The 20,033-nt window shown below is 60.3% G+C and carries 15 protein-coding genes; 13 read left to right on the forward strand and 2 right to left on the reverse strand.

All coding sequences use genetic code 11. The features are described 5' to 3' along the window. On the reverse strand, positions 1 to 255 hold a 255-nt coding region (locus QZY44_RS08240), incomplete at its 3' end, for an AEC family transporter (RefSeq protein WP_365303691.1). 131 nt (positions 256 to 386) lie between these two features. Between QZY44_RS08240 and QZY44_RS08245 the strand changes: the two genes are divergently transcribed. The 13 genes from QZY44_RS08245 to QZY44_RS08305 all read left to right on the forward strand — a co-directional run bounded on the left by QZY44_RS08245 (position 387) and on the right by QZY44_RS08305 (position 18,684). Continuing rightward, entirely contained in the window at positions 387 to 1,250 is an 864-nt protein-coding gene (locus QZY44_RS08245; protein WP_295444858.1) for a pirin family protein, read from the forward strand. A 145-nt stretch (positions 1,251 to 1,395) separates the two neighbouring features. Further along, a complete protein-coding gene (locus tag QZY44_RS08250) occupies positions 1,396 to 1,593 on the forward strand; it encodes a hypothetical protein (protein ID WP_295444861.1) in 198 nt (65 codons plus the stop codon). Between the two features lie 1,253 nt (positions 1,594 to 2,846). Then, positions 2,847 to 6,380: a helicase-related protein gene (locus tag QZY44_RS08255; RefSeq protein ID WP_295444864.1), complete on the forward strand. Its 3,534-nt coding sequence runs from the start codon at positions 2,847 to 2,849 to the stop codon at positions 6,378 to 6,380. 102 nt (positions 6,381 to 6,482) lie between these two features. Continuing rightward, positions 6,483 to 6,713: a type II toxin-antitoxin system PrlF family antitoxin gene (locus tag QZY44_RS08260; RefSeq protein WP_295444867.1), complete on the forward strand. Its 231-nt coding sequence runs from the start codon at positions 6,483 to 6,485 to the stop codon at positions 6,711 to 6,713. Further along, on the forward strand, positions 6,703 to 7,071 hold the full coding sequence (locus QZY44_RS08265; protein ID WP_295444870.1) for a type II toxin-antitoxin system PemK/MazF family toxin: 369 nt from the start codon (positions 6,703 to 6,705) through the stop codon (positions 7,069 to 7,071). Before QZY44_RS08260 ends, QZY44_RS08265 begins: the two co-directional genes overlap by 11 nt. A gap of 3 nt (positions 7,072 to 7,074) precedes the next feature. Then, positions 7,075 to 10,050 (forward strand): DUF1156 domain-containing protein, encoded by a 2,976-nt coding sequence (locus QZY44_RS08270; protein WP_295444873.1) that lies wholly within the window; start codon positions 7,075 to 7,077, stop codon positions 10,048 to 10,050. Positions 10,051 to 10,059: 9 nt separating this feature from the next. After that, positions 10,060 to 11,178, forward strand: a complete 1,119-nt coding sequence (locus tag QZY44_RS08275) for an ATP-binding protein (protein ID WP_295444876.1) — start codon at positions 10,060 to 10,062, stop codon at positions 11,176 to 11,178. Between the two features lie 9 nt (positions 11,179 to 11,187). Continuing rightward, complete coding sequence (locus tag QZY44_RS08280; RefSeq protein ID WP_295444879.1) at positions 11,188 to 11,724, forward strand: hypothetical protein; 537 nt, start codon at positions 11,188 to 11,190, stop codon at positions 11,722 to 11,724. A 7-nt stretch (positions 11,725 to 11,731) separates the two neighbouring features. Next, a complete protein-coding gene (locus QZY44_RS08285; protein ID WP_295444882.1) occupies positions 11,732 to 14,539 on the forward strand; it encodes a DUF499 domain-containing protein in 2,808 nt (935 codons plus the stop codon). Between the two features lie 105 nt (positions 14,540 to 14,644). Beyond that, positions 14,645 to 15,940 carry an HNH endonuclease gene (locus QZY44_RS08290; RefSeq protein ID WP_295444885.1) on the forward strand — a complete coding sequence of 432 codons (1,296 nt, stop codon included), beginning with the start codon at positions 14,645 to 14,647 and terminating at the stop codon, positions 15,938 to 15,940. A 127-nt stretch (positions 15,941 to 16,067) separates the two neighbouring features. Further along, positions 16,068 to 17,357 (forward strand): hypothetical protein, encoded by a 1,290-nt coding sequence (locus tag QZY44_RS08295; protein WP_295444888.1) that lies wholly within the window; start codon positions 16,068 to 16,070, stop codon positions 17,355 to 17,357. 310 nt (positions 17,358 to 17,667) lie between these two features. Further along, entirely contained in the window at positions 17,668 to 18,006 is a 339-nt protein-coding gene (locus QZY44_RS08300) for a TusE/DsrC/DsvC family sulfur relay protein (RefSeq protein WP_295444891.1), read from the forward strand. Positions 18,007 to 18,192: 186 nt separating this feature from the next. Beyond that, positions 18,193 to 18,684 carry a hypothetical protein gene (locus tag QZY44_RS08305; RefSeq protein WP_295444893.1) on the forward strand — a complete coding sequence of 164 codons (492 nt, stop codon included), beginning with the start codon at positions 18,193 to 18,195 and terminating at the stop codon, positions 18,682 to 18,684. 97 nt (positions 18,685 to 18,781) lie between these two features. On the opposite strand, the gene nrfD is transcribed toward QZY44_RS08305, so the two are convergent. Then, a complete protein-coding gene (nrfD, locus tag QZY44_RS08310; protein WP_295444895.1) occupies positions 18,782 to 20,026 on the reverse strand; it encodes an NrfD/PsrC family molybdoenzyme membrane anchor subunit in 1,245 nt (414 codons plus the stop codon). Between the last annotated feature and the right edge of the window lie 7 nt (positions 20,027 to 20,033).

Consider the following 20,033-nt stretch of genomic DNA (forward strand, 5'->3'; position numbering starts at 1 on the left):
CTCCCCCAGCGGACGCTTGGCCAGCGCGTTGAAGACCAGCGCGGGCAGGGCGAAGCTCAGCACGTAGCGGCCCATGGCCAGCGCCCCCTCACGCGGGACCCAGCCGGAGCGCACGGCGCCGAATCCCAGGACGATGAGGAGAAATATCGGAGCGGTGATCGAGACGATGGCGGCCAAGCGGAGGGGCCTGTGGTGCTGTGACTGTCCACTGTAGCCGCTAGGGGTAATGGCTGCCAACCGCTCCATCAAGAACATGGGGCTTGCCGTCGGCAGCAAGGTCCTCGTACTGGTGAAGTCGAGTCGACCCGGTGAAGATCAGGGCCGCGTCACTATTTGTCTCTTACCTGAATTGCCTCCATTAAAACGCGAACGCAAAGGAGACAATCATGAAACGACTGGCGTTCATCAAGCGCAGCAACGGCCGGCACTGGGTTGGCGACGGTTTCCCGGTACAGAGCATCTTTTCCTACAATGACTTGGCCGATGAACTCTCACCCTTCCTGCTGATGGACTATGCCGGTCCGGCCGACTTCCCGCCGACCCGGGAGAAACTGGGCGTCGGCCAGCATCCGCATCGCGGCTTCGAGACCGTCACCATCGTCTATGAAGGCGGTGTCTCCCATCGCGATTCCTCGGGCGGTGGCGGCACCATCAGTGCCGGCGACGTGCAGTGGATGACGGCGGCTGCCGGGCTGATCCACGAGGAGTTCCACAGCGAGGACTACGCCAAGCGCGGCGGACCTTTCGAGATGGTCCAGCTCTGGGTCAACCTGCCGGCCAGGGACAAAATGTCCGCCCCTGGCTACCAGGGCATCACCGCGGGGCAGATTCCGACGGTCGAGTTGCCTCGCGGCGCCGGCACGGCCCGGATCATCGCCGGTGAGTATGAGAGCGCAACAGGCGCGGCGCGGACCTTCACGCCAATGAACGTCTGGGATTTGCGCCTGAAGGCAGGCCGCTCGCTGTCGCTCGAACTGCCCGAGGGCCACACCGTCGCGCTGTTCGTGCTGCATGGCGCGCTGCACATCGGTTCGGACACCGTCCGCGATGCGGAACTGGCCGTACTGGATCGCGAGGAAACTGAACTGGCCGTCGAGATCGAAGAGGACACTGTCGTCCTGCTGCTCTCCGGTGCACCGCTCAACGAGCCCATCGTCGGCCACGGTCCCTTCGTCATGAACAGCAGCGAGGAAATCATGCAGGCGATACACGATTTCAACAGTGGAAAATTCGGGCAGATCGCCCATTAACGCAGCATCAACCCAGGAGCCCACCGAGGCGTTACCTCAGTTCGGACCTCTCTCCTCCCTGCAAATCGATTCCCAGCCACCGGCTGACCAGCCCTGCGTACAGCGCCCACTCCATAAGAATGCCAGGTGAACCGACGTCAACGTGATGATTCGCCGACGCGTGCCCCAGCAGGGATCGAGCAAGGCCCGTAACCACGGCTTCCGGACGACCGGAATCACCGATTACTTCAAGACCTGCGAGACCTTAGAGAAGGCCGCGGCCATGGCGAACCAGACCCGAGAGCCACCCGCGGTCGGCGAGCTCTTCTGCCGGGCCTTGAGCAAAATCCAGGGTGGGCGGTGATGTCGCTTCAGAACCTCGCAGCCAGGTCCTCGGCTTCCAGGGCCTACTGACCGTCATGCCGGGCCGTCGCACAACTCCTAAGTTACGCGACACCCACCGGGAGACCCGAAAGACTAGCCTTCCCCAATGTTGCCTGTCATTTTCAGAAGTCGTCTGCACCAGTTTGCTGGGCTCAAGGGCCGTTGTGCAGGGGACTTCTGACACGCGCTGATCAGAAGCCGCCTGCACCATCCTCCTTTTTGCTCAGGAGTGGTCTGCACGATCCGCCTTTCTGCTCAGAAGTCCCCTGCACCAAGATTCGGGTTTATCATGGGGCCAGAAACCACATTGATCGCCAAGTCGGCCCCTAAAAGGCTATCCAGTTGTACAGTCGAGGCTTTGTTGCGCGACTTGCCAGGTTCCGGCCCCGGGATTCCTTGTTTCATAGTAGGTAGTGCAGGCGACTGCTGATATTTAGTGCAGACGACTTCTGAAAATGACAAGCGTGACCCAAATTGTTTGGCCTTGGCGCGTCGCAGGTTTCTGTCGCAGGATCAAGATAACCAGCAACTATAACCGGAGACATTGGATCGCTCCAGCAAGTACGGTCCGAGCCCGGGGCCACCGGCCCTGGCTGATATCGAGGCACCTGGCGCAGCCCGAGGTATGCGAGTTTTTCCGGAGGGCGTTCAGCAGGGTGGATGGGGGCCAGGTTGAACCGCGCGGCCAGGTCCCTGGCTCCAGGACATCCTGGCGGTTACCGCTTCCTTGATGGCCCGACCCATGTTCACACCAAACGCAACATCGCCTGACATCCCCGATCGCTTGGTTCAGTGGTATTGCGGCGTCGGTCATGGGATCGCGGGCCGGCCAAAGTGGGGGTGCGCCCGGTCAATCGTTGTCCGGCCCGGGTAACGGGCTGTCCGGGCACCTCGAATAGGCCCTTGGTCACACCTTATCCACCGCGGCGACCACAGCGATTTTGGAGAAACGGCATGAACCAGGTTTGCTCGGGAACCACTGGCGGGACCGTCACCGCCAGGGCCGCGGGCTGCGGTCGATCCCCGCGTTCTCCGAGCAAGGATCGTCGTCCCAGACGGCGCAGGCAGGTCGAAAACCGGCCTGGCCCTGCCGCCGGTGGGTGTGTCGTCGCACGCAGTCGCCATTTTCGTGTATGTTCAGCACTTGGGCAAAACAGGCGCCGCGAACTGCGCTGCACCTAGTCGCTCCATCGCCATCTATTTGCAGGTTAATAACGCGTTAGGGACGCCGTCGTGCTGAAGCTCGAAGACATCAAGAAGGACGCCCAACTGGCGGGCCTGGACCCCAACGGCATCGTGCGTGTCATCACCTGCGAGCCGGTCGGCACGGACGCGCTGACCGTCTATTACAAGGCAGCAGACGGGCGCCTCAGCGAGCAGATGCTGTTCCGCAGCGACGAAGCCCGCCTCAGCCTCGCCCAGTCGGGCCGTGCGTGGGCCTTCGATGCCCCGGCCGCCGGCTTCAAACTGGGCCTGGAAGCCTGGCGCATCCGCCTCGCCCACCTTTTCGACCCCATGATGGCGGTGCACACGTCCAACGTGGAGCCCCTGCCGCACCAGATCACAGCGGTCTACGAGTCCATGCTCCCGCGCCAACCCCTGCGCTATGTGCTCGCGGACGACCCCGGCGCCGGCAAGACCATCATGGCCGGACTCTTCATCCGCGAGCTGCTGATGCGCGCCGACGCCCGGCGCGTGCTGATCGTCGCCCCCGGCAGCCTCTCCGAGCAGTGGCAGGACGAGCTGTGTGAGAAGTTCGGCGTGGAGTTCGCCATCTTCACCCGCGAGATGGACCAGGCCGCCCGCGTCAACGCCTTCGAGGAAAACGACCTGCTGATCGCCCGCCTGGACCAACTGTCCCGCAGCGAGGAGCTTCAAACCAAGCTCAAGCACAGCGAGTGGGACCTGATCGTGGTGGACGAAGCGCACAAGCTCTCAGCCAACTATTTCGGCAACAAGGTCAACAAGACCAAGCGGTTCCTGCTGGGCGAACTGCTCGGTGGGATCTGCCGCCATTACCTCCTGATGACCGCCACCCCGCACAACGGCAAGGAAGCGGACTTCCAGGTCTGGCTGTCCCTGCTGGACGCCGACCGCTTCTATGGCAAGTTCCGCGAGGGTGCCCACCAGGTGGACGTGTCCGACATGATGCGGCGCATGGTCAAGGAAGATCTGCTCAAGTTCGACGGTACCCCGCTGTTCCCCGAGCGCTGCGCCTACACGGTCAACTACACCCTCTCGGGACTGGAAGACGCCCTTTACACGGCCGTCACCGACTATGTCCGCAACGAGATGAACCGCGCGGACAATCTGGACGGCAAGCGCAAGAACACCGTCGGCTTCGCGCTCACCCTGCTGCAGCGCCGGCTCGCCTCCAGCCCCGAGGCCATCTATCAATCACTCAAACGCCGTCGCCAGAAGCTCGAATCGCGCCTGCGTGAGGAGCAGCTCAACCAACACGGCAACCACGTCGCCGAGACCCTGGGGACCTATAACGCCAAGGACGTGCCCGAGGACATCCTGGATGCCGACGACGAACTGACCGGCGGCGAGTACGAGGCCTGGGCCGAGGACGTGCTCGACCAGGCCACCACCGCGCGCACCATCGACGAACTGAAGATTGAGATCGGCACCCTCACCTGGCTCGAAGCCCAGGCCAAGGGCGTGGTCCACTCCGGCCAGGATCGCAAGTGGGATGAGCTCTCCCGTCTACTGCAAGACCACTCCCTGATGTGTACCGCGGCCGGGACCCGCCGCAAGCTCATCCTTTTCACCGAACACCGCGACACGCTCAACTACCTTCAGGAACGCATCCAAGGGCTGCTGGGTAGCCCCGAGGCCGTCGTCGCCATCCACGGCGGCATCAACCGCGACGACCGCCGCAAGACCCAGGAGGCGTTCCGTTTCGACCCCGCCGTGCTGGTCCTGGTGGCCACCGATGCCGCGGGTGAAGGCGTCAATCTCCAGAACGCCAACCTCATGGTCAACTACGACCTGCCGTGGAACCCCAACCGCCTGGAGCAACGCTTCGGGCGCATCCACCGCATCGGCCAGACCGAGGTGTGCCACCTGTGGAACATGGTCGCCAACCAGACCCGCGAGGGCGATGTCTTCCAGAAACTGTTCGACAAGCTGGAGGTAGAGCGCGCCGCACTCGGTGGGCGCGTCTTCGACATCCTGGGCGAGGCCTTCGACAACCTGTCGCTGCGCGACCTGCTGATCGAGGCCATCCGCTACGGCGAGAGCCCCGAAACCAAGGCCCGGCTGAACCAGGTCATCGAAGGGGCCTTAGACACCGACCACCTGCGCGCCATCATCGGGCGCAACGCACTGGTCGAGCAGACCATGCGCATGGAAGACCTCTACGCCATCAAAGAGGAGATGGACAAGGCCGAGGCCCGCAAGCTTCAGCCCTACTTCATTCGCGCTTTCTTCAGCGAAGCCTTCCAGGCCCTGGGCGGCGAACTGCGCCCGCGCGAGCCCGGCCGATTCGAGATCCGTCACGTCCCCGCCGTCATCCGCACCCGTGACCGCGTGATCGGCGAGACCCGCACCCCGGTGCTCAAGGGTTACGAGCGCATCTGCTTCGAGAAGGAGCGCATCCGCGTCGACGGCAAGCCGATGGCCAGCCTGGTCCATCCCGCCCATCCACTGATGCACGCCGTTACCGACCTGGTGCTCGAGTCCCATCGCGGCAAGCTCAAGCAGGGCGCCGTCCTGCTCGACCCCAGCGACGAGGGCACCGTGCCGCGGGTCCTCTTCATGATCGAGCACACGGTGCGCGAGGCCGCGGGCGACCCGCCGCGCACCGTCTCGCGCCGCCTTCAGTTCGTCTCCATCGCCCCGGACGGCACCGCCGCCTTCGCCGGCTGGGCCCCCCACCTCGACCTGGTGCCGCTGGCCGACGCCGACCGTGCGGGCGTGCAGGACATCCTGACCGCCCCCTGGATCACCAATCCGGACCAGGGTGGCCTGGAACAGACCGCCCTGGCCCATGCCATCGCCCGCCTGGTGCCGGAGCATTACCAAGAGGTGCGGGAGCGCCGCGAGCGCCAGGTAGACAAGATCCTCGGGGCCGTCAACGAACGCCTGATCAAAGAAATCAGCTACTGGTCGGACCGCTACATCAAGCTCACCGACGACGTGGCCGCCGGCAAGCAACCCCAGGTTCAGCCTGAGATGGCCCGCCGCCGGGTTGAGGAACTGACCGCACGCCTGGAGCAACGCAAACGGGAGCTGGCCGACCAGCGGCATGTGGTCTCCGCCACCCCGGTGGTCATCGGCGGGGCACTGGTCATCCCCCAGGGCCTGTTGGATCAGCGCCAGCAGTCCGGCAGCGCGGCCGTTCAAGCCGTAGATGCCGCCGCCCGCGCCCGAATCGAACGCATCGCCATGCAAGCCGTGATCGACGCCGAACGCGCCCTGGGACACACCGTCTTTGACGTCTCCGCCGAGAAATGCGGCTGGGACCTGACGGCCCGCCCGCCCCTCCAGGACGGCAAGCTACCCGTAGACCGCCACATTGAGGTCAAGGGCCGGATCAAGGGCGCCGACACCGTCACCATCAGCCGCAACGAGATCCTCTACGGGCTCAACCAGGCGGACAAGTTCATCCTCGCCATCGTGATCGTGGATGGGGACGCGTACGAGGGGCCGCACTACATCCGCAATCCCTTTCGGCAGGAACCGGATTTCGGGGTGGCCAGCATCAACTACAGACTCGCCGACCTGCTCGCGGGCGCCGTGTCGCCCATTCCGTTGCTGTAACCGGTCCCAGGGCCTGCCCAATGCGTGCCCGGATCGCCTGCCTGCCCGACCCGCGTTCGCGCTAGAATGTAAGGACGTAATGCGTCCTTCCAGGTTTCAACCATGACCGCACTCGCCAAGATCACCAGCAAAGGCCAGACCACCATCCCCCAGGAGGTCCGCAAGGCGCTCCAGGCCGGTCCGGGGGACTTGCTGGCCTGGGATCTCACCGCCGACGGCAAGGTCACGGTGCGGCGCGTCCGCCCCTTGGATCTGGACTATCTCAAGGCGGTGGAAGGCACCTTGAGCGAATGGGCCTCGGCGGAAGACGAGGCCGCCTACCGTGACCTTTGAACCCACCGATGAGCACACCGATGGGCCCGGGGCGGTCGTACGGGTGCCCTTCCCCTTCACCGATCGCGACGCCACCAAGGTCCGGCCAGCCCTGATCCTGTCGTGCGCCGCCGCCTTCGGTTCACCCGCCGGTCACAGCGTGCTGGCCATGATCACCTCGGCCAAGCACAGCGCCTGGCCGCTGGACGTGCCGATTCAGGATCTCACCGCAGCAGGGTTGCCGACACCCTCCCTGGTGCGCATGAAACTCTTCACCCTCGACCACGCGCTCATCCGCGGACGGCTCGGCCGACTCGGCCCGACCGACGCCAGGGCCGTGCGCGCGGCGCTCATTCAACTGCTCGACCTCAAGGACTGACCCATGAGCCAGAACATCAAAGCCCCCAAGAAGCTCATCGAAGTCGCCCTGCCACTGGACGACATCAACGTCGCCTCGGCGCGAGAGAAATCCATCCGCCACGGGCACCCGAGCACCCTGCACCTGTGGTGGGCGCGCCGGCCCCTGGCCGCGGCGCGGGCGGTACTGTTTGCCCAACTGGTCAACGACCCGGGCGGGGAGCGGGGCTGGTACACGGGCAAGACCAAGGCGCAAGCGGATGAGGAACGGGAGCGGCTGTTCGACATCATCCGGGATCTGGTGAAGTGGGAGAACACCAACAACGAGACGGTACTGGAGCGCGCCCGCGCGGCTATCCGTGCCTCCTGGCGTGAGACCTGCGAGCTGAACAAGGGTAAGCCTGGCTTTGACCCCGAGAAGCTCCCCGCCTTCCATGACCCCTTCGCCGGCGGCGGCTCTATCCCGCTGGAGGCCCAGCGGCTGGGGCTGGAGGCCCATGCCTCAGACCTGAACCCGGTGGCGGTACTGATCAACAAGGCCATGATCGAAATCCCGCCCCGATTTGCCGGGCGGGCGCCGGTAGGGCCGATCCCGGAAGGTCCGCTGCAATACAAGCTGGATCGTGAAGACTGGCCCGGCGCGACTGGGCTTGCAGAGGATGTCAGGCGCTATGGGCACTGGATGCGGGAGGAGGCGTTTAAGCGGATCGGGCATCTGTATCCCCCGGTTGAAGTCACCGCAGAGATGGCGAATGATCCGAGTAATCCGCGGCCGGATCTCAAGTCCTATGTGGGAAAGAAGCTCACGGTGATTGCGTGGATCTGGGCGCGGACGGTGAAGAGTCCGAATCCCGCGTTTGCCCATGTGGATGTGCCATTGGTATCCAGTTTTCTGCTCTCAACAAAGAAGAGCAAAGAGGCATATGTCGAGCCCGTAATCGAGAATGATCGCTACCGCTTCACAGTGAGATTAGGGGAACCCAAGAATGCTGCTACGAGAAAAAACGGGACACGAGCAGGCAAGGCTCAAGATTTTCTCTGCCTATTAAGTGGCGTTCCTGTATCAAGGGTATACATCCGCGACGAGGGCAAAGCCGGTCGTCTCGGTGACCGCCTAATGGCAATCGTAGCAGAAGGGGATCGCGGACGCGTATACATTTCACCGACTGACGCTCACGAACGTATTGCTCAGAGCGCAGCCGATTTCAGCATGGTCGACGAGGCGAGAAACACTTTCCTGTCAAGCGCGACTCCGACGCGAGCAATGATTACCGGCGGTGTTTGTTCCGCCTATGGTTTGTCAACATGGGGGCACCTTTTCAGTCCTCGCCAACTCGTGGCACTGATAACATTCTCAGATCTTGTGACCGAAGCTCTCGACAGGATTGAGCACGACTACCTGAAAGCGCTAACACCTAGTCCCTTTGCAGATGAGCCCCCAAATCCCCAAAATGAAGCGATGCAATTGCGTTGTGGCGGCAGCGGCGCAAAGGCGTACGCGGAGGCGATTGGTGTATATTTGAGTATGGCTGTCAGTAAGGAAACTGTTTTCCTTGTGACGCAGGCGCGTTGGCGCCCGGGTGAAGATAAGTCAGCCCCCGCTTTTGGCAGGCAAGCTTTCCCAATGGTTTGGGATTACGCAGATCTGAATCCGTTCGCAGGAGCTGGTGGTGACTTCCTCGGAATTATTGATGGAACGTTTAAGACTCTCCGCAACGGCCCGCAATCCGGCGCGGGGTTCTCGGACCAAGAAGACGCTTCCTGCCAAAGCGTTAGCTTTGATAAAATTGTATCTACGGACCCACCGTATTACGACAATATCGGTTACGCCGATCTTTCAGATTTTTTCTATGTGTGGTTGCGCCGCTCACTCAAGTCTATTTTCCCCGATCTCTTCGCCACACTTGTGGTACCCAAGGCTGAGGAGTTGGTAGCGACACTCTACCGCCACGGCAGCAAAGAGAAGGCAGAGGCGTTCTTCTTGAGCGGGATGACCCAAGCTATGTCTCGCTTGGCAGAACAGACCCACCCAGCTTTTCCAATTACCATCTACTATGCGTTCAAACAATCAGAGACATCAAACGATACGGGCACTGCAAGCACTGGTTGGGAGACATTTCTAGACGCGGTAAGAACTGCCGGCTTGGCTGTTAATGGCACTTGGCCGATCCGCACGGAAAGCTCAAGCCGTCTTATTGGAATGGTTACAAACGCTTTGGCGTCTAGCATTGTTCTCGTCTGCCGCAAACGCGACCCCGATGCTCCGTCCATCTCCCGCCGCGACTTCCAACGCGAACTCCGCGATGAGATGCCGGAGGCCCTGGAGACCATGATCGGCGGCAAACTGGGCGCCTCTCCCATCGCCCCTGTCGACCTCGCCCAAGCTGCCATCGGTCCAGGCATGGCGATCTACTCCAAATACGCCGCCGTGCTGGAGGCGGACGGCTCGCCCATGCCCGTTCACAACGCCTTGGTCATGATCAACAAGGCAATCGAGGACTTTCTGAACCCCAACGGCGCCGGTTTTGATGCCGACACCCTCTTCTGCTCTGCCTGGTTCGATCAGTTGGGTTGGGCTACCGGCAAGTTCGGCGACGCGGACACCCTGGCCCGCGCCAAGGGCACCTCGGTGGACGGGGTGGCCCACAGCGGTGTGGTAGAGTCCGGCGGCGGTAATGTTCGCCTGCTGCGTTGGGACGAGTACCCCCGCGACTGGGACCCCACCCAGGACAACCGCACCCCGGTCTGGGAGGCGATCCACCAGGTCATCCGCGCCCTCAACCAACAGGGCGAATCCGCCGCCGGTGCACTGCTCGCCCGCATGCCCGAGCGCGGCGACCAAATTCGCCAACTCGCCTATCACCTCTATACCCTCTGCGAACGCAAGAAGTGGGCGGACGATGCCCGCGCCTACAACGAGCTGATCGCCGCCTGGCACGGCATCGTCACGGCCTCCCACGAGACCGGTCATATCGACTCCCAGGGCAACCTAGACCTGTGAGGAGGAATCATGCTTAAGCAACTGGACATTACCAATTTCACGGCCTTTGCTGATGCCAGCTTCACATTCTCGCCTGGCTTGAATGTTGTCGTTGGCGCCAATGGAACCGGCAAGACACATCTGTTGAAGCTGGGCTATTTGTTCACCCGTGCTTGGCCTGATTTCGCCAACAAGCGGCTACCATTGCTGGAGCGGCGAGCCGAAGGCTATTTTGAAGACAGACTGATGGGGCTGTTCCGACCGGAACGGCTTGAGAATCTTCTCCGCCAAGGGACGACAGGCCAAACTGCGATCACTGCGGAAGTCACCAGTCGTGAGAAGGCAATAGCGATCGATGATGCAGTTGAACGCTCTCTGCCATGGTCTCCCGATACGCAAAGAGATTTATGCTGGCAACTGGCGTTTAAACAGGAAGATAGAGAAGAGGTCGCGCTTCGCGCAACGCGTCTCCCGCAAGGCGATCCGCTGCTCACCGCACAGCCGCTCCCCCTTTTTATTCCCAGCAAGGAATTCGTTTCCCTCTTTGATGGGTTGATTGCACTATTTGAGACCTATAAGATTCCGCTGGATGAGACTTACCGTGACCTCGCCGTTGCAATGACCGTTCCGGAGAGCATGACGCCTTCCGATCTGCTATCGCAAATGATCGAGTATTTGTCGCAAATCGTCGGCGGTGAACTGATGCTCGAAAAGGGCAAGCTACGCTTGCGGCAAACTGACGGAAAGCTGTCTGACGTATCACTGATGGCAGAGGGTTATCGTAAGCTCGGTTTACTCTTGTATCTGGTTCGCAGGAATGTGATCCAGCCACATAGCACCTTGTTTTGGGACGAACCCGAAGCCAATCTCAACCCCGAGCTGATGCGTCCGATGGTCGAGGGGATCGTCGGACTGGCTGCCAACGGTGTTCAGGTGATCCTCGCCACTCACAGCCTGTTCGTGCTGCGCGAAATCGAGATCCTGATGGGCGACCAGCGCTTCAAGGGCCTGCCCACCAGGTTCATCGCGTTGGCCCCGGGCGACCAGGGGGTACAGGTCAGCAGCGGAGACCGTCCGGAGGACGTTGATCCCATTGCTGCCCTGGACGCGGACTTGGAGCAATCGGACCGCTACATGGAACTGGAGTGATCGGCAGCCATGCAAAGCTATCAGGAGGGTGCGCTGCGGTTTGATTTCCCGGACGCTTGGATGGTTCGCAAGCTTGATGGAACGTCGTTCTTCAGAAAACGCTTCCAGTCCTTTGCCAAGCCACTGGACGGCAAGGGTTCAAAGTCGGTTGACCTGGTCGCTTTCCATCCCGACGTGGAAGACCTTTGGCTCATTGAGGTGAGGGACTACCGCGCCGAGCCGCGCACGAAGTCCAGCGAGCTGTTCCAGGAAATCGCCGAGAAGATTCGGGACTCGCTGGCCTGCATCCATGCCATGGCATCGATTGCCGGTGGCGAGGATCAGGAATTTGCCCGGCGGGCGTTGCGCCAATATCGGGTACGGATCGTCCTACACCTGGAACAGTCGACCAAACCCAGTGCGTTGAAACCCTATGTCGCCGAGCCGGCGACATTCCGCCAAAAGCTCAAGCAAACGTTACGCGCAGTTGACCCCCACGCGCTTGCCGGTGGCATGCAGATTCTCAATAATCAAACCCCTTGGTCTGTGACTGGAATCACGGAGTAGTGACACGATGAAACCCTGGCGCGACATCGCTATCCCCCATCAGGACGTACTGAAGGGCACCTTCCAGCAATCGGAGTTCGCCGCGGACATCTCCGCCGTCCAGCGCGGCACGGCACCGCCCGAGTACCAGGACGCACGCCAGTTCTTCGCCCGCACCTTCATCACTGAAGGTATGACGCTCTTGCTGGATAAGGTCATGCGGCGCCTGTCCGGCCAGGCCGGCGACCCGGTGATCCAACTCCAGACGGCCTTCGGCGGGGGCAAGACCCATACGCTGCTGGCGGTCTATCACCTGGCGCGCTGCGAGCACCCGGCGAGCGAGCTGGCGGGGGTCCCGCCCATCCTGGATGCGGCCGGGGTTGCGAGCCTGCCGAAGGCGCGGGTGGCGGTCATCGACGGCATCAACCTGTCCCCGACCACCCCCAAGGCGCACGACGACATCCTCACCCGGACGCTCTGGGGTGAACTCGCCTGGCAGTTGGGCGGGGCGGACGGCTACGCGCTGTTGCGCGCCGCGGACGAGGCGGGCACCTCGCCGGACAAGGACTCGCTCATCGCGCTGCTGACGGCGTGCAGTCCCTGCGTCATCCTGATGGACGAACTGGTGGCCTTCTACCGCCAGTTTAAGGCGGGGCACGACTACCCGGCCGGGACCTTCGAGACCAACATGACCTTCGTGCAGGCGTTGACCGAAGGGATAAAGTCGGTACCCGGTGCCATCCTCCTGGCCTCCCTGCCGGATTCGCACAATGCCGGCGAGGGACGCGGCCAGGTCGTGCTGCGCGAGTTGGAAGGCTATTTCGGCCGCGTGCACGCCATCTGGAAGCCGGTGAGCAAGGACGAGGCTTTCAGCATCGTGCGGCGGCGCCTGTTCGAGCGCATCGACGACAGCATTGGCCTGGAGGACACCTGCGGCGCCTTCGCCGACCTGTATCGGTCCAACCGCGATGCCCTGCCACCCGAGACCCAGGAGGCCCGCTACGTCGAACGCCTGCGCCAGGCCTTCCCGATCCACCCCGAGATCTTCGACCGGCTCTATGAGGACTGGTCCACCTTGGGCAACTTCCAACGCACCCGCGGCGTGCTGCAACTGCTGGCCCAGGTGGTGCATCGGTTGTGGAAGGACGGCAACGCGGACGCCATGATCCTGCCCGGCGCCTTGCCGCTCTATGACGCCCAGGTGCGCAACAAGTGTCTGGACTATCTGCCCCAGGGCTGGGACCCGGTGATCGATCAGGACATCGACGGCGAGCATTCCCGCCCGGTCGTCATCGAGAGTAAAGAGCCCCTGTTCGGCAAGATTCATGCGGCGCGGCGACTCGCGCGAGCGATCTTCCTGGGCAGCGCCCCGGGGGCCGATCGCAGCGGCCCCGGCCTGCCCCTGGACCATGTCCTGCTCGGCGTGCTCCAGCCCGGGCAGACCATCGGCCACTACCATGACGCCCTGCGCCGACTACGCGACCAGTTGAATTATCTGAACCTGGAGCGGGACCGCTATTGGTTCGACACCAAGCCCAACCTGCGCCGCGAGATGGAATCGCGCCGGCTGCGCTTTTCGGAAAAGGACGATGTGGTGCCGATGCTGAGGGACCGGGTGGCACGGGCCTTTGGCAAGGCACATGGCTTTGACGGGCTCCATGTCTTTACCGAATCGAAGGATGTGCCGGACGAGTACGGGATGCGCCTCGTGGTGCTGCCGCCCGCGGCGCCCTACCGCAAAGGATCGGATAACTTGGCCCAGACGGCGGCAACGGAGATCCTGACCCGCCGCGGCGAGCAGCCGCGCCAGAAGCAGAACCGGTTGCTTTTTCTGGCCGCCGATTTTGATGCCCTGGAGCGGCTGAAGGATCAAGCCCGTACCTATCTCGCCTGGTCCTCGATCGTTGCGGACGTGGAGAATGCGCGTCTGAACCTCGACCAGATCCAGGCAAAGCAGGCCAAGGACCAGAAGGCCGACTCCGACCGGGCACTGCACCGCACGGTGCGCGACACCTACCGTTGGCTGATGTCCCCGGTTCAGGAAGTACGCCGCGGTCGGCTCGATCCCAAGATCGTCTGGGACGCGGTGCAGGTGTCCGCGACGGTGCCGGTCCTGATTGCCGAGATCGAGCGGCTGGCCATCGATAATGGATGGCTGATCAACGCCTGGAGCCCCATTCACCTCAAGACGATCCTCGATACCTGGTACTTCAAGGACGGGGTAACCGATGTCAAGGCACTCAAGGTTTGGCAGGACTGTTGCCATTACCTCTACCTGCCGCGTCTGCAATCGAGCCTGGTGTATGGGGAGGCGGTCAGGATTGGCGCGGAGACTGAGGACTTCTTCGGCTATGCCAACGACAAGGAGGGTGACGACTACCTGGGCCTGATCTTTGGGCGATCCTCCCTGACCCCGATCGACAACAGCGCGGTCCTGATCCAGCGCGAGACGGCCCGCGAGGTCAAGGCGCGCCAGGTCGTGCTGCCGCCGGGGCTTGGTCCTGGGCCATCGCCTGACCCGGACCCCGATCCGACGCCCGGGCCAGGCCCCAGCCCCGGTCCGGGTCCTACGCCCCCACCGGGACCCAAGCCGCCGCCCCCCAAGACTCGCTTTTACGGCACGGTCCAGCTGGACCCGGTCAAGGCCAAGCTCGTCTTCGCCCAGATCGCCGACGAGGTCTTGCAGCCCTTCCTGACCAAGCCGAACGCGAAGATCACCGTCTCGATTGAAATCCAGGCGGAGGACCCGAACGGCTTCGACGATGCCACCCAGCGAGCCGTGCGGGAGAACTGCGCGGTACTCAAGTTCAGCACGGGGGAGTTTGAGTCAGAATAACCGCAGAGAGCTAGGAACATCCGCGGCACAGTCTGCATACATCACGGCTGGGGTGGATAATGCATATCGCTTCGAGTGCTCACGATATACAGGACTGTAGTATAAATGGCTATTGATGCGCGAACGCGGCAAATTCTTTGGGGACGTGCGGGTGCGACGTGTGCGTTTCCCGCCTGTCGCCGACTACTTGTCAGGGATGCAACCAAAGACGACCGCGAAGTGCTGGTCGGTGAAATCGCGCATATCGTTGCGCAAAGCTCAGGTGGACCGCGGCGGGATGCCGATCCCCCAGGTGGAAGCATTGATGGCTACGGCAATCTGATCTTATTGTGTCATGAACACCATGAACTGGTTGATCAGCAACCTTATACCTACCCGCTTGAGCGCCTTGTTCAATTTAAGATAGATCACGAGGACTGGGTTCGCACTCGTCTTTCTCGGGAACATCAGTTCGACGAACTATCAATGCCAGTACAGACAGTTACTGAAACCGTCTTTTCTACAATAATGCCGGTTACATCGCTGCCGCACCTTATTTTTTCCGGAGAATGCACCCTTACTGAAAATGCAGTGCGGCCTCTGATAACGTGGCCCAAAGATTCACGCGTATATGTTCCGTTCATTATTAGAGGAGGGAAGTTATATGCGTTCAACAACATGCAGCACTGCGAATCACCTTTTGTTAACATCGTAAACCCCGCGTCAGCGAAACGGCACCGCCTAGAGGATTGGTTGGCCAAACCTGAAACAGCGCGTTGGTATGTCGAACTCTTAAATCGGACGTTAAACAAGATAACCGGTCGCTTAGGTCTGAAGCTCGACAAGATTCATCATCGTTATTACTTTGAACCCGACGATTCAGGCTCAGACAAGCGCATCTCCTATCAGTCAGTCGCCGGGGTCAGAGCCGAACGTAACGTTGCCTGGAATCCGCATTTCCGAAATACCGGCGAAGCAAAGAGATACTGGGAGCACATGGCTCTCGGTCTGCGCTTCCAAAAACTAGGGCAATCAGGGTGGGGATTAGCAATTCGGCCCGAGCGGCGGTTCACAATTGATGGATTTGTGCTATTGGACGGTAAAGCGACCGGCCGCAAGAGCACGCAGCGCAAATCGCGTATGTACAACTTCGATCTGCTTCAAGAAGTACAATTCTGGCGTGACTTTCTCTCGCAAGGCAAACCTCGGATTTCCTGTCTTTTTGGCGAACAGGCTTTGATCATTGACAATACCCTCATGAATGCGAGCATTACCTGGCCAGAGGTAATCGGCGATCACGCGAATCGAATGACAGCCAGCTACGAGGATGATCTTTTCACATTGGCGGACCTTAGAGAAATTAACGACTTCGATGATTGTTATGAAAAGACTGATGAACTAGAGACGGATGGAGATCTGTAAAGTGAAGATCGATCCTGTACCTGTACGATGCGAGTTATTCGATGAGCCATCGTTAGAATTCGCTTGCGATCGGTTACACCTATGCCCAAAGAGAGGAATCACACTTTTTGGACCGCGATCACTAGATATGGGAAAGCGACACCCTGAGACAGTTCGCGTAGGTTTTATTGGCACGGGTGAGAGCATAGATTCAGCTCGTAGCTGGCTGGAAATGGCTTCGGAAGGCGTTCTTGGAGACGGAAATAATTACCGCTTCCCCGGATTCAAAGCAGATCGCGGATTCTTCAGTGAATTATCCTATCAGGACGAATCCATAGAGAAATTGACATTCAGAGAGTTGGAAGACCTTCGGAAACCCAGAAGCAAGAGGGAGAGATTTGAACAGGCCGTCGATTTATTGAGCGATAAGCTGCGCTTGCTCGCGCAACGAGATCGGCCACCAGAGTACGTCGTACTCGCGTTACCCCGGGATTTGGTCAAGACTCACGGGAAGGTCGATTATTTCGATAAGCAGTTAGGAGACGTCCATCGAGATCTTCGAAGAGCTATCAAAGCGGTTGCAATGAAGCACCGCTTGCCAACACAAATCCTCTTACAAAGGACAAGCGAAGCAACACCCTATAGCAAGGATGTTGATCACAAATCGAAATGCGCTTGGAATTTCTTCACTGGCCTGTACTACAAGTCCGGGGGTGTGCCTTGGATGCCGTCCGGACTAACCGTTGGCACGTGCTTTGTTGGTATAAGCTTCCATCGCGTGCCTGGGTCAAAGAACTCTTGCTATTTCACGGGCCTTGCTCAGGCATTCGACGAAGAAGGCAATGGGTTAGTTCTACGAGGACAGGACTTCGTATGGGACGTTAGCAAACACGGAAATTCGCCACATATGCCTTCTGATCTCGCCGAAGAGCTTGTGTCGATGGTTCTTAAGCGCTACCGCGACGAACTCAAGCAAGCGCCGCGTCGAGTCGTTATTCATAAGACGACCGAGTATTGGCCGGAAGAGCGCGTTGGGCTTATGAATGCGCTAAGAGATATCAATCAGTTTGATCTAGTTGCTGTTCGCCCAACAGAGGATGTTCGCCTCCTTCGAGATGCCAGATATCCAATTCTTCGTGGCAGCTATATATCGCTTGGCGAGATGCACCTACTCTATACCACAGGATATATCAGCTCGCTGCAAGCGTTCCCGCACGGACACGTTCCGCTGCCGCTTAAACTTACAGATCATATCGGCGACAGCTCAAGCAGGAGCATCTTGCAAGAACTAATGATTCTGACAAAAATGAATTGGAATTCAGCGAATTTCGGGGGGTTGCTTCCAATTACACTTCGCTTCTCCGAACTCGTTGGGGAAATCATGAAAGAGGTTCCGCGTAACCTTGATCCACTTCCCCAATTCAAATACTATATGTAACTATAAGATATATGCATCTTGTGATGAACTGCATACTTCTTCGCTATTGTGGTTATGTCATTACCTTTCCGCTGATTTAGAGTTGTGGCGGCGCGACGCACTGCCGTATCGTTGCGCCTGCCAGGCGATAATATAGGTTATGGAATGCTTTCCATAATTAGGCCGATGATTGTCAGACCCCACACCCGCTGCTGTAGCCATCAGGCCGTGACGAATCGACCAAAATATCATAAAATTCCCAGTTTCTGATTTATGCGTGCAATCCTGCACGGCGTGGTAACCCGAACTTCCGGACGAGAGGAGCACTAACATGACCATCGAGATCAATGGCAGGACCATCGAGACCACCGACCACGGCTACCTGGTCAACTATCTGGACTGGGACGAAGACGTGGCGCGTCGGCTCGCCGAGATCGAGGGAATCACACTCACGGATAAGCACTGGGACCTGATCCACTACCTGCGCGACCAGTATCTCAACAACAACCAGCACCAGCCTATGGAACGTGCTGTGCTGAAGGACATAGGCACGCAGTGGGGCACGAAGCCGACCAGCAAGGATCTCTACACCCTCTTCCCATTGGCTCCGACCAAACAGGGCACAAAGATTGCCGGATTGCCCGAGGTTCTACGAAAGGGTGGGTATTGAGGTTGCCAGGCCCCGCTCGCAGGGCTCGTGCCGCGATCATTGTTCCGGTCAATGACACCGGGATCGTGCCAACGGGTCATTGCTGCATGCATTGGCCTTTGCTGATATTCTTGATGAGGACCTAGGGTGAGTTCCCCGACGCCCAGTGCCCGATCTGTGACCAGCAGGCTCCAGGAGCCCCATCTGATGACCAAGATTCAGAACGATCACGAACTCCGCGATGCCCTCCAAGTGCTCACTGCGGAGCAACAACGGCGGCTCGGCGCACGCTTCGCCCAGAGCGTCGCTTATCTCTCAAGCCATGAGCGTGTCAACCGGGCCATTGAGACGGCACTGCGCGACGGCGCTGGCGCGGGGGAACTCGAAGATGCCTTCAAGGCCGCCAAGGGCCATACCACCAAGACCTATACTCAGTGTGGGAGAGACACCGATTGGTTGGCACAGGCCGACCACTTTGTCGCTGCCGCCGCCGCCGCGGCCCTGATGCCCGAGGCGACACGGGCAGGGATCAAGGCCGAACGGCAGAACCCCGCCTGGCGGGCCGCGGTGCAGGCACGCATGGCAAGCAATTGTGCGCTGATGGAGTCCGCTGACGTGTCGGCAGAGACCGAAGCCGAACGTCAGTACGCCATCGCTAATGCGTTTTTCGCTCAGGGGCAATCCGGGACTGGGGACTGACAATCAGTGGCTCGATTATGAAACGCTTTCCATAAGCGTTCCGCACATTGTGAGACCCCGTCCCCCCTGGCAAAGCCCTAAACTTCACCTGCCTCCCTCACTCCCGATCAGACGCAGTTGGCAGGTAAACGGCGTCCGCAGGCAGTGCGGCATCGGCCAGTGACTCGGGTAAAAACTGGAGTACCCGCACGCCCACCGCCGTGATGATTAGGGCCACTGCCACGCCTCCGAGGCCGAGCAGGAACTCCGGGATAGTCGGACGATAGGTCGCGGTTTCGCTCTTGACGCCATCGAAGAATCCTGATTCCAGGATGATATGGCCAGGAAACATCTGGAGTGGGTAGGCCTGGCTGCCAATGACTAACACATACAGGGTTGCCAAACCACCCAACACCACCAGTATGCAGGCGGCCACGATCCAGTTGCGGTCCTGCCCTAGCACCGGGTGATGAATGATTCCCAACGGGACCAGTGCGCCGATCAGGACCCAGCCGATCCAGAACAGGGCGGAATAGCGACCGCCGTCGAAGAGGACCCAATCCACCAGGCCATGAGTCTTGGCGCCATAGGCCTTGGTCAGGAAGTAGACGAGGGTGAAGTACAACATCGCCGCGACAAAGAGCCCAAGTAGACGCTTGAGCCGCATCAGCAGCTTATCGCCCACGGGTCGACACTCCTCATGGAAGCTGAAGAGCAACACCAGGACAAAGATGGCGAGCCCATAGGCGAGCGACATGATGATAAACATGGGCGCCAGGAAGGCCGTGTCGAAGGCCTGCCGAGCAACCAGGAAACCGAAGATGGAACCGGTGGCGGTGGTCAGTGCGATCCGCCAGCCGAAGGCGAACAGCCCGATCAGTTTCTTGAATGGCGCACCCATCCGGTCGGCCATACTCCATAGATAGGCAATGACGAGCGCAATGAATCCCGTATAGAGATAGATATTCCAGGCAAAGATGGAGCGCAGATTGTAGTGTGTGAGGGCCACCAGTAGACGGTCCGGACGCCCCAGGTCGAGCACCAGGACCAGGAGCCCGCCGATCAACAGGGCCACCGCGAGCAGTCCGGACAGACGCCCCAGGGGCTGATAGGCACCTTTGCCGAAAACGGTCGCGATGGACGCAACGTTGACCGCCCCGGAGGCGGCGATGATCAGGAATACGGCAAAGACATGGGGTACCCCCCACACTACGAAATTGTTCATCCCCGTGACCCAGTGACCCTGGTGCTCCAGATAGAGCGCGGAGAGTCCCCCCAACCCGATCACTACCGCCAGTATCCCCAGAATGCCCCAGTAGCGGCCTGGCGGGATGCGCCACTCACGATAAACGATGCGTTTCATGCCTGTA

This window comes from uncultured Thiodictyon sp. (assembly GCA_903837595.1).
Taxonomy (GTDB): Bacteria; Pseudomonadota; Gammaproteobacteria; order Chromatiales; family Chromatiaceae; genus Thiodictyon.

Excerpts from the sequence above, each read along its gene's own strand:
- QZY44_RS08245 (WP_295444858.1), top strand. The coding sequence starts at position 387 with ATGAAACGACTGGCGTTCATCAAGCGCAGCAACGGCCGGCACTGGGTT.
- QZY44_RS08250 (WP_295444861.1), top strand. The coding sequence starts at position 1,396 with ATGATTCGCCGACGCGTGCCCCAGCAGGGATCGAGCAAGGCCCGTAAC.
- QZY44_RS08260 (WP_295444867.1), top strand. The coding sequence starts at position 6,483 with ATGACCGCACTCGCCAAGATCACCAGCAAAGGCCAGACCACCATCCCC.
- QZY44_RS08270 (WP_295444873.1), top strand. The coding sequence starts at position 7,075 with ATGAGCCAGAACATCAAAGCCCCCAAGAAGCTCATCGAAGTCGCCCTG.
- QZY44_RS08275 (WP_295444876.1), top strand. The coding sequence starts at position 10,060 with ATGCTTAAGCAACTGGACATTACCAATTTCACGGCCTTTGCTGATGCC.
- QZY44_RS08280 (WP_295444879.1), top strand. The coding sequence starts at position 11,188 with ATGCAAAGCTATCAGGAGGGTGCGCTGCGGTTTGATTTCCCGGACGCT.
- QZY44_RS08285 (WP_295444882.1), top strand. The coding sequence starts at position 11,732 with ATGAAACCCTGGCGCGACATCGCTATCCCCCATCAGGACGTACTGAAG.
- QZY44_RS08290 (WP_295444885.1), top strand. The coding sequence starts at position 14,645 with ATGGCTATTGATGCGCGAACGCGGCAAATTCTTTGGGGACGTGCGGGT.
- QZY44_RS08295 (WP_295444888.1), top strand. The coding sequence starts at position 16,068 with ATGGGAAAGCGACACCCTGAGACAGTTCGCGTAGGTTTTATTGGCACG.
- QZY44_RS08300 (WP_295444891.1), top strand. The coding sequence starts at position 17,668 with ATGACCATCGAGATCAATGGCAGGACCATCGAGACCACCGACCACGGC.
- QZY44_RS08305 (WP_295444893.1), top strand. The coding sequence starts at position 18,193 with ATGACCAAGATTCAGAACGATCACGAACTCCGCGATGCCCTCCAAGTG.
- nrfD (WP_295444895.1), bottom strand. The coding sequence starts at position 20,026 with ATGAAACGCATCGTTTATCGTGAGTGGCGCATCCCGCCAGGCCGCTAC.